General features: G+C 75.6%; 6 protein-coding genes. 3 read left to right on the top strand and 3 right to left on the bottom strand.

Annotated elements, in window-relative coordinates:
* The first annotated feature begins 61 nt into the window (after positions 1 to 61).
* From ACBR40_RS21705 to ACBR40_RS21695, 3 genes are all read left to right on the top strand, one after another.
* Positions 62 to 1,717 carry an ABC transporter ATP-binding protein gene (locus ACBR40_RS21705; RefSeq protein WP_371249913.1) on the top strand — a complete coding sequence of 552 codons (1,656 nt, stop codon included), beginning with the start codon at positions 62 to 64 and terminating at the stop codon, positions 1,715 to 1,717.
* Positions 1,714 to 3,447 (top strand): ABC transporter ATP-binding protein, encoded by a 1,734-nt coding sequence (locus tag ACBR40_RS21700; RefSeq protein ID WP_371249912.1) that lies wholly within the window; start codon positions 1,714 to 1,716, stop codon positions 3,445 to 3,447. Before ACBR40_RS21705 ends, ACBR40_RS21700 begins: the two co-directional genes overlap by 4 nt.
* Positions 3,448 to 3,553: 106 nt before the next feature.
* A complete protein-coding gene (locus tag ACBR40_RS21695) occupies positions 3,554 to 5,122 on the top strand; it encodes a Coagulation factor 5/8 type domain-containing protein (protein WP_371249911.1) in 1,569 nt (522 codons plus the stop codon).
* 4 nt (positions 5,123 to 5,126) lie between these two features.
* Here ACBR40_RS21695 and ACBR40_RS21690 read toward each other — a convergent pair whose 3' ends face one another.
* From ACBR40_RS21690 to ACBR40_RS21680, 3 genes are all read right to left on the bottom strand, one after another.
* Positions 5,127 to 6,050 carry an aminoglycoside phosphotransferase family protein gene (locus tag ACBR40_RS21690; RefSeq protein WP_371249910.1) on the bottom strand — a complete coding sequence of 308 codons (924 nt, stop codon included), beginning with the start codon at positions 6,048 to 6,050 and terminating at the stop codon, positions 5,127 to 5,129.
* Between the two features lie 15 nt (positions 6,051 to 6,065).
* Positions 6,066 to 7,427: a diaminopimelate decarboxylase gene (locus ACBR40_RS21685; RefSeq protein ID WP_371249909.1), complete on the bottom strand. Its 1,362-nt coding sequence runs from the start codon at positions 7,425 to 7,427 to the stop codon at positions 6,066 to 6,068.
* Between the two features lie 143 nt (positions 7,428 to 7,570).
* A complete protein-coding gene (locus ACBR40_RS21680) occupies positions 7,571 to 8,557 on the bottom strand; it encodes a helix-turn-helix domain-containing protein (RefSeq protein WP_371249908.1) in 987 nt (328 codons plus the stop codon).
* Positions 8,558 to 8,770: the final 213 nt, after the last annotated feature.

The following is an 8,770-nucleotide window of genomic DNA, read 5'->3' as shown; positions in this document are numbered from 1 at the left end:
GGCCACGAGTCGGACATGTTAGGTTAGGCTCGCCTTACTGTCGATCTTCGGGGAGCGCCGCTTGCACACCGGGCGGGACGTACTGCTGCGCACGGTCGCGAGCCAATGGCGCAGGCTGGCCGGGGGCTCGCTGCTCGGCGCCGGGCACCAGGCGGGCGAGGCCCTGGTGCCCGTCCTCATCGGGGTCGCCATCGACCAGGCCGTCGCGGGCGGCGACTGGGGGCGACTGCTCCTGTGGCTGGCGGTGCTCGCCGCCGTCTACGTCGGCCTGTCGTTCAGCTACCGCTTCGGCGCCCTCGTGGGCGAGCGCGCCGCCGAGGAGGCCGCGCACGAGCTGCGCATCGCCGTCGTCGCCCGGGTGCTGCACCCCGGCGGCGGCGCCGAGGACCGCCTGCCCGGCGCGCTGACCGGCATCGCCACCGAGGACGTACGGCGGGTCGGCGCGGTCCTGATGGCGGTGCTGGCCGGCTTCGCCGGGCTCACCGGCCTGGTCGTGGCCGGGGTGCTGCTGCTCAACACCTCGGTCCAGCTCGGACTGATCGTGCTGGCCGGCACGCCCGCGCTGCTGTGGCTCGGGCACCTGCTCGGCAAGCCCCTGGAACGCCGCAGCGCCGTCGAGCAGGAGCACGCCGCGCGCGCCTCGGGCATGGCCGCCGACCTGGTGACCGGGCTGCGGGTGCTCAAGGGGATCGGCGCCGAACGGGCCGGGATCGAACGCTACCGGCGGACCAGCCGCGAATCCCTCGCCGCCACGCTGCGCGCCTCCCGCGCCGAGGCCCTGCAGAACGGCGTGGTGCTCGCGCTCACCGGGGCCTTCATCGCGCTGATCGCGCTGGCCGGCGGCTACTTCGCCACCGCCGGCGACATCACGCTCGGGCAGCTCGTCTCCGCGGTCGGGCTGGCGCTCTTCCTCCAGGGTCCGCTGCAGCTCTTCGCCTGGGTGAACGCCGACTTCGCGCAGGCCAGGGCGTCGGCCGCGCGGGTCGCCGCGCTGCTGTCCGCGCCGCCCGCCGTGCCCGCCGGCGACCGCGAGCCGCCCGGGGACGTGGCGGGCGCGCTCCGGCTGCGCTCGGTCAGCTACGGGCCGCTGCGGGACCTCGACCTGGACATCGCGGCCGGCGAGCTGGTGGGGGTGGCCGCCACCGATCCCGCGGCGGCCACGTCCCTGGTGCGCTGCCTGGCGCGGCAGGCCGACCCCGAGGCGGGGACGGTGGAGCTCGACGGCGTGCCGCTGCGCGACCTCGACCCCGGACGGCTACGGGAGTCGGTGCTGGTGGCCGAGCACGACGCGGTCCTCTTCGAGGGCACCGTCGCCACCAACGTCGGCCAGGCCCCGGAAGCCGCCGTCGCCGAGGCCCTGGAGGCCGCGGGCGCGGGGGACATCCCGCCCGGCACCCCGGTCAGCGAACGCGGCGGCTCGCTCTCCGGCGGCCAGCGCCAGCGGGTGGCGCTGGCGCGGGCGCTCGCCGCGGCCCGCCCGGTGCTCGTCCTGCACGACCCCACCACCGCCGTGGACGCCGTCACCGAGACCAGGATCGCCGACGGCATCAGCCGCCTGCGCCGCGACCGCACCACCGTGCTGGTGACCACCAGCCCCGCCCTGCTCGCGGTGGCCGACCGGGTGCTGCTGCTGCACGAGGGCCGCGTCGCCGACGAGGCGCCCCACGCCGACCTGCTGCGCCGCAACCCCGGCTACCGGGCGGCGGTGCTCGCATGACCGCTCGCATGACCAGGGAGCTGCTGCCGACCGCGACGCCGGCCCGTACCCGGGCGGCCGTCCTGCGGATCGTGCGCCCGCACCGGCGGACCGCCGTGGCCGGGTTCGGCCTGCTGATCGTGGCCACCTCCGTGGGCCTGCTCATCCAGCCGCTGCTCGGCCACATCGTCGACCTGGTGGCCGGCCGCGAGCGGGCGGCGGCGCTGGCCGTGCCCGCCGCGCTGCTGGTGCTGGTCGGCCTGGTCCAGGGGGCGCTGACCGCCTGGGGCCTGACGCTGGTGGCCAGGCTGGGCGAGACCGCCCTCGCCGACCTGCGCGAACGTTTCGTCGAGCGGGCCCTCGCCCTGCCGCTCGACCGCGTGGAACGGGCCGGCTCCGGCGACCTCACCGCCCGCGTCACGGGCGACGTGGCGCGGGTCGCCGAGGCCGTGCGCTCGGCGCTGCCCGCGCTGGCCCAGTCGCTGCTGTCGATCGTCCTGACGCTGGCCGCCCTCGCGCTGCTCGACTGGCGGTTCCTGGTCGCGGCGCTGCTCGCCGTGCCGGTGCAGGCGCACACCGCCCGCTGGTACGTGCGCAACGCGGTGCCGCTCTACGCGGCCCAGCGGGTGGCGACCGGCGAGCAGCAGCAGCAACTGCTCGACACGATCGCGGGGGCGTCCACCGTACGGGCCTTCCGCACCGAGCCGGAGCACCTGGAGCGGGTCGCCGGCCGTTCGCGGGCCGCGGTGGAGCTGACGATGCGCGGGGTGCGGCTGATGCTGCGCTTCTACAGCCGCCTGCACGTCGCCGAGTACGTCGGCCTGGCCGCGGTGCTCGCGGCCGGGGTGCTGCTGGTCCGCGACGGCTCGGCCACGATCGGCACCGCGACGGCCGCCGCGCTGTACTTCCACAACCTCTTCGGCCCGATCAACACCGCCCTGGCCCTGCTGGACGATGCCCAGGCGGCCACCGCCAGCCTGGCCCGCGTCGTCGGCGTGGCCGCCGCCGCACCCGCCGGCCCCGTACCCGTCCGGGACCAGAACGGAGGCGGGGTGAGCGTGCGCGGCCTCGCCCACGCGTACGAGCCCGGCGACCCGGTGCTGCACGACGTTGACCTCGACATCCGCCCCGGCGAGCGGGTCGCGCTGGTCGGGGCGAGCGGCGCGGGCAAGACCACGCTGGCCAAGCTGGTCGCCGGAGTCCACGAGCCCACCGCCGGCACCGTCGAGACGCCGCCCGGCGTCGCCATGGTGACCCAGGAGGTGCACGTCTTCGCCGGCACGCTGGCCGACGACCTGCGCCTCGCCCGCCCGGACGCCACCGACGACGACCTGCGCGCGGCCCTCGCCACCGTGGACGCCCTCGCCTGGGCGGAGGCGCTGCCCGACGGCCTCGCGACGGTCGTCGGCGCGGGCGGGCACCGGCTGACCGGCGCCCAGCGGCAGCAGCTCGCGCTGGCCCGGCTGGTGCTGGCCGACCCGGCGGTGGCGGTGCTCGACGAGGCCACGGCCGAGGCGGGCAGCGTCGGCGCCCGCGTGCTGGAGCGGGCGGTCGAGCGGGCCGTGGACGGGCGTACCGCGCTCATCGTCGCCCACCGGCTCACCCAGGCCGCCACGGCGGACAGCGTGGTGGTGATGGAGGACGGCCGGGTCGTGGAACGCGGCTCGCATGACGACCTGCGCGCCGCGGGCGGCCGGTACGCCGCCCACTGGTCGGCCTGGACCGACCACCGCCCCCGTGAGGACGGCTGAGTTGCCGAACCGTTAGACGAGTGAGGCTCATGTTCGTCTTGCCGAGCCCGCGAGCGCGATGGATGCTGACGGCGACCCCGGTCACCCCGCCTGGGAGGTGGTCCCCGTGTTCCACCCGCTCAGGACGGCCGCGGCCGTCCTCCTCCTGGCCGGCGCGCTGGTCGCGCCGGCCTCCCCCGCTCCCGCCGCCGCCGCCCCCGCTCCGGTGAGCGGCTTCGTGGACGGCCACAGCCACCTGTTCTCGTACGAGACGTTCGGCGGCATGCTGATGTGCGGCAAGCCGTTCGATCCCGGCGGCATCGCGCGCGCCCTGGCCGACTGCCCCGACCACTACCCGGACGGCCGACTCGCCTGGTACGAGAACTTCACCCGCACCGGCTCCCCCACCGGCACCCACGACCCCGTCGGCTGGCCCACCTTCCGCGACTGGCCGGCACACGACTCGCTGACCCACCAGCAGGCGTACTACACCTGGGTCGAGCGCGCCTGGCGGGGCGGGCTGCGGGTGCTGGTCAACCACCTGGTGGCCAACCGGCAGCTCTGCGCCATCTATCCGCTGAAGAAGTACTCCTGCGACGAGATGACCTCCATCAGGCTCCAGGCGCAGCGCGCCCGCGAGCTGCAGGCCCACATCGACGCCGAGTCGGGCGGCCCCGGACGGGGCTGGTTCCGCATCGTCGCCGATCCGGCCGAGGCCAGGCAGGTGATCGGGGCCGGCAAGCTGGCCGTCGTGCTCGGCGTCGAGACCTCCGAGCCGTTCGGCTGCCGCCAGATCCTCGGCATCGCGCAGTGCACCAAGGCCCAGATCGACCAAGGTCTGGACGAGATGCGGGCGCTCGGCGTGCGCACCATGTTCGTCTGCCACAAGTACGACAACGCGCTGTGCGGCGTGCGCTTCGACTCCGGCACCCAGGGCGCGATCGTCAACGTCGGCAACCTGCTCGGCACCGGCTCGTTCTGGCAGGCCCGCACCTGCACCGGCCCCGAGCACGACAACACGATCGACCCGGCCGGCGTGCTCCCCGACCAGATCGTCCGGCTGCTCCCGCCCGGCGTGTCGCTGCCGCTCTATCCGCCGGCGCCGCACTGCAACACCCGCGGCCTGACCGCGCTCGGCGAGTACATGGTCCAGGGCATGATCAGGCGCGGCATGCTGATCGAGCTCGACCACATGAGCGTCAAGGCCGCCGGCCGCACGCTCGACCTGCTGGAGGCGGCCCGCTACCCCGGCGTCGTCTCCTCGCACAGCTGGGCCGACCCGAACTTCCTCCCCCGCATCTACGCCCTCGGCGGCATGGTCACCCAGTACGGCCACGACGCCACGGAGTTCGTCGCCGAGTGGCGGCGCACGGCACCACTGCGGCAGCGCTACCAGGTGCCGGGCTACGGCTACGGGCTCGACGTCAACGGCATGGGCCGGCTGCCCGGACCGCGCGCCGGCAACGCCGCGAACCCGGTGACGTACCCGTTCACCTCCTACGACGGGAGCGTGGTGCTGGACCGGCCGCGCACCGGCGAACGCGTCTGGGACGTCAACGTGGACGGGGTGGCCCACTACGGCCTGGTCCCCGACTGGATCGAGGACATGCGGCGCCTCGCCGGCCCAGACCTGGTCCGCGACCTCGCGGCGGGCGCGGAGTCGTACCTGCGGACGTGGGAGGCCGCCACGTCGTGAGCTCCTACCGCCGGCTCAGTAGGACGTCGGCGATGGCGACCTGGGCGGGTTCCAGCGTCGCCTTGCCGTCCTCGACGTCCCACAGGGCGTTCTGCAGCACCCGGCCGAGCGTCCAGCCGATCGCCCGGTCCCGGTCCAGGCCGAGGACCTCGGTCAGCAGGTCGAAGCGCCGCAGCACCGCGCGAGCCACGTCACCGGTGGCCTCCACCTCGTCCCACCGGTTGTCGAGCGCCGGCAGCAGCTCGAACCCCGGGTCGCCGGCCAGCGGCTCGGGGTCGATCGCCAGCCAGGGCTCCCGCTCCCCGGCGAGCACGTTGTCGTAGTGCAGATCCCAGTGCAGCAGGCGGTCGCCGGGCTCACCCGTCAGCTCGGCCACGGCGGACGCGCAGGTGCGCACCAGCCGCTGTTCGGCGGGGTCACGCAGGGCCCGCACCGCCTCCGGGACCTGGTCGAGCATGGCGGCGGCGATGTCCGACAGCCGCCGCAGCCCTAGTGGGGCGGGCACCGCGGTCAGCCGTGCCATCAGCTCGGCCAGGATCCGCAGCGCCCTGGCGTCGTCGGCGACCGAGGACAGCGGCCTGGCCGCGTCCAGCCGCTCCAGCAGCTGCGTGGCGCTGCTCTCGTCATGGTCGAGCAGGCGTACGATCCCGTCGCCGTCCCACGCCCGCAGCCCGGCTGCGGTGCCGGCGGTCTCCTCCCGCGGCTGCTGCAGCTTCAGCACGGCGGGCGTCCCGTCGGCCCGGAGCACGGGCAGGACCAGCGACGCCATGCCGTGAGCGGGCGGGCCGTCCGGCCGCAGCTCCCAGCGGTCCAGGAACTCGCCGCCCACCCGGGGCAGCTCGGCGAGCCACGCCCGCGCCTCGGCGCCCTGCGTGCCGTAGGAAGCGGCGAACGCCTCAGGAACATCGACGGAGATCAACTCGGCCACGGCTGCCAGCCTAGGTCAGACGGCCGGCTCCAGGAGGCCGCCCAGTGCGCCCGCGTACGCCAGGCCGCTGGTCGCCGCGATCTCGTCGAGGGTCTGCGCGGGCCGTACGGTGGCCAGGCGCACCTCACCGCCGTCCGCGACCGTGAAGCCGTGCACCCCCGGGTACGGCAGGCTGTTGTACGCCCACGGCGTCGAGAAGTAGTAGGCCCCGGTGTCGCGCAGCACGACGACGTCGCCCTCCGCCAGCTCCGGCAGCTCCCTGGCGTGCGCGACCACGTCCCCGGCGAAGCAGCACGGCCCGGCCACGTCCTGCGCCAGGAGCGGGCCGTCCTTCGGCAGCCCGTCGGCGTCGAACGCGGCCACCCGCAGCGGCCACGCCTCCGGCATGAACACCGTCCGGGTCGCGACCTGCGCGCCCGCGTGCGTGATCGCGATCCGCCGCCCGCCCGCGTCCTTGGTGTACTCGACCAGGGCGGCGATGAAGCCGTTCTTGGCCAGCAGGGAGCGGCCGAACTCGGTGACCAGCGCGTACCGGCCGTCGAGGATCCCGGGGACGGCGGCCTGGAGCGCGGCCACGTACTCGGCGAAGGTGGGGGTGGTCTCGTCGTCGGCGAAGTTCACCGGCAGGCCGCCGCCGATGTCAAGGCTGGTGATCCGGCGCTCGCCCAGGACGGCGTTGATCTCCTCGGCCAGCGCGTACGTCTCCGCGATGCCCGCCGCGATCAGCTCCAGCGGGCAGCCCTGGGAGCCGACGTGCGCGTGCAACCGGGTCAGCCAGGGACGCTCGGCGAAGGCGCGCACCACGCGCTCGCGGTTGCCGGGGTCGCGCAGCGTCACCCCGAACTTGGACGTGGCCGTCGCCGTGCTCATCGCGCCGATGGAGCCGCCGCCCACCTGCGGGTTCACCCGCAGCCCGACGACCGACGCGGACCCGGGCGCGCGCAGCTCGTCGATGCGGCGCAGCTCGTCGAGGTTGTCGGCGTTGACCGCGACCCCGAGCGCCAGCGCCTCGGCGAGCTCCGCACGCGTCTTGGCCGGCGAGTCGAGGACGATGTCGCCGGGCGCGAACCCGGCGTCGAGCGCGATACGCAGCTCGCCCGGGCTGGCGACCTCGCAGCCCATGCCCTGCTCGGCGAGCAGCCGCAGGACCGGAATCAGGGACGCGGCCTTGGCGGCGAACGTGTGCAGCACCCGGGGCGCGGGGGCGAACGCCTCGCGCAGGGCGGCGACCGAGTCGCGCACCCCCTCGACGTCGACGAACCCGGCCACCGGGTGGGCCGGGCCGACCGCGCCGGTCCTGACCGCGTGCCGGACGACATCGGCCACCCGGTCGGCGGTGGTGCGGGCGGGGGAGAGCGTGGAACTGCCGTGGATCACGGTACGGGGCTCCTGGACGGACACGGGGGGTGCGTGGCTTTCGGATGGGTACGAAAACAGATTCGGGCATGCGACCGTCGATCGTCTTCGTCCGGCAGGCCAAAGGTCACGGACCGTTCTGTCCGTTAGGCCAAAGGATCAGGTCAGCGCGGGCGGGTGGCCAGGCGGACCGCGAGGGTGAGCATGAGCCGGGTGTCGGGGTCGTCCAGGTCCACGCCGTACCGGTCGCGGACGCGGCGCAGGCGGTAGCGCAGGGTGTTGGGGTGCAGGACCAGCCGCTTGGCCGCGCGGCCGACGTCACAGGAGGCGTCCAGGTACGCGGCGAGCGAACGGACCAGCTCGCCACCCGCCGCGAGATCGCCCCGCACGAGGTCGTACACCGGCCCGCTCCCCCGCTCCCAGACCGGCCCCACCGCGTCCAACACCCGCTGCACGTCCAGAGCCGCCCCCAACTCAGCCGCCGACGCATGCCGCCGCACCCTCGGCCCCTCCCCAGCCGCCCGTTGCTCACCGGCGCCCCACCCGCTACCGGCCGACTCGCCACCGGCCCGTGCACCACCGGCCCGTCCACCACCGGCCCGTGCACCACCGGCCCGTGCACCACCGGCCGACCTGCCGCCTGCCGACCCACCACCGGCCGACCTGCCACCAGTCGGCCCGCCACCGGCCGCCGGGTCCTGCGCGGCGCTCGCCGCCCGCTCGCGCAGCACCCGGATGACCAGCTCGGCGTCCGCGCGGGAGTCGGCGGCCCGCAGTGGAGACGGCACGACCGGGCCCGCCCCCACGAACACCGGCCCCGCACCTCCCAGCGACGCCGCCAGGGTGTCCAGCTCACGAGCCAGGGCGAGCACATCCCGCTCAGCCCCCCGCCGTACCGGCACCAGCGCCATCACCCGCCCCCCGTCCCGCAACACCCGAATTCCGGCCCGATAGGAGGCGGCCTGCACGGCCAACAACCCCATCACCCGCTCCAACCCCGCCTCCCGCTGCCCGACCGCGCCGACGGACGGGTCGGCGGACGGCACCGCCGACGGGGCGACGGACCAACCGGTCGGCGGCGCACCCGCCGAGGCGGCAGGGGCGACGGCGGGTGCGGCGGTGAGTGGCGCGACCGGCGGCTCAGCGGGCATGGCAGCCGACGGCGCGGCAGACGACGACGGGGCAGCCGACGGCGCGACAGACGGGCCGACAGCCGGTGGGGCAGCTGGCGGGACAGCCGGCGGGGCGGCATCCGACGGGGTCCCGGGCGCGACGACGGGCGGCGCGAGGGGCGAGGCGACGGCCCAACCGGCCGGCGGCGCGGCAGTCATCGGCGGGGGCGGGGTGGGAGTTGCGGGGGCGGT

The organism is Nonomuraea sp. AD125B, from assembly GCF_041402765.1.
In the GTDB taxonomy this organism is placed as follows: domain Bacteria; phylum Actinomycetota; class Actinomycetes; order Streptosporangiales; family Streptosporangiaceae; genus Nonomuraea; species Nonomuraea bangladeshensis.
This window is presented reverse-complemented; position numbering and strand designations above follow the sequence as displayed.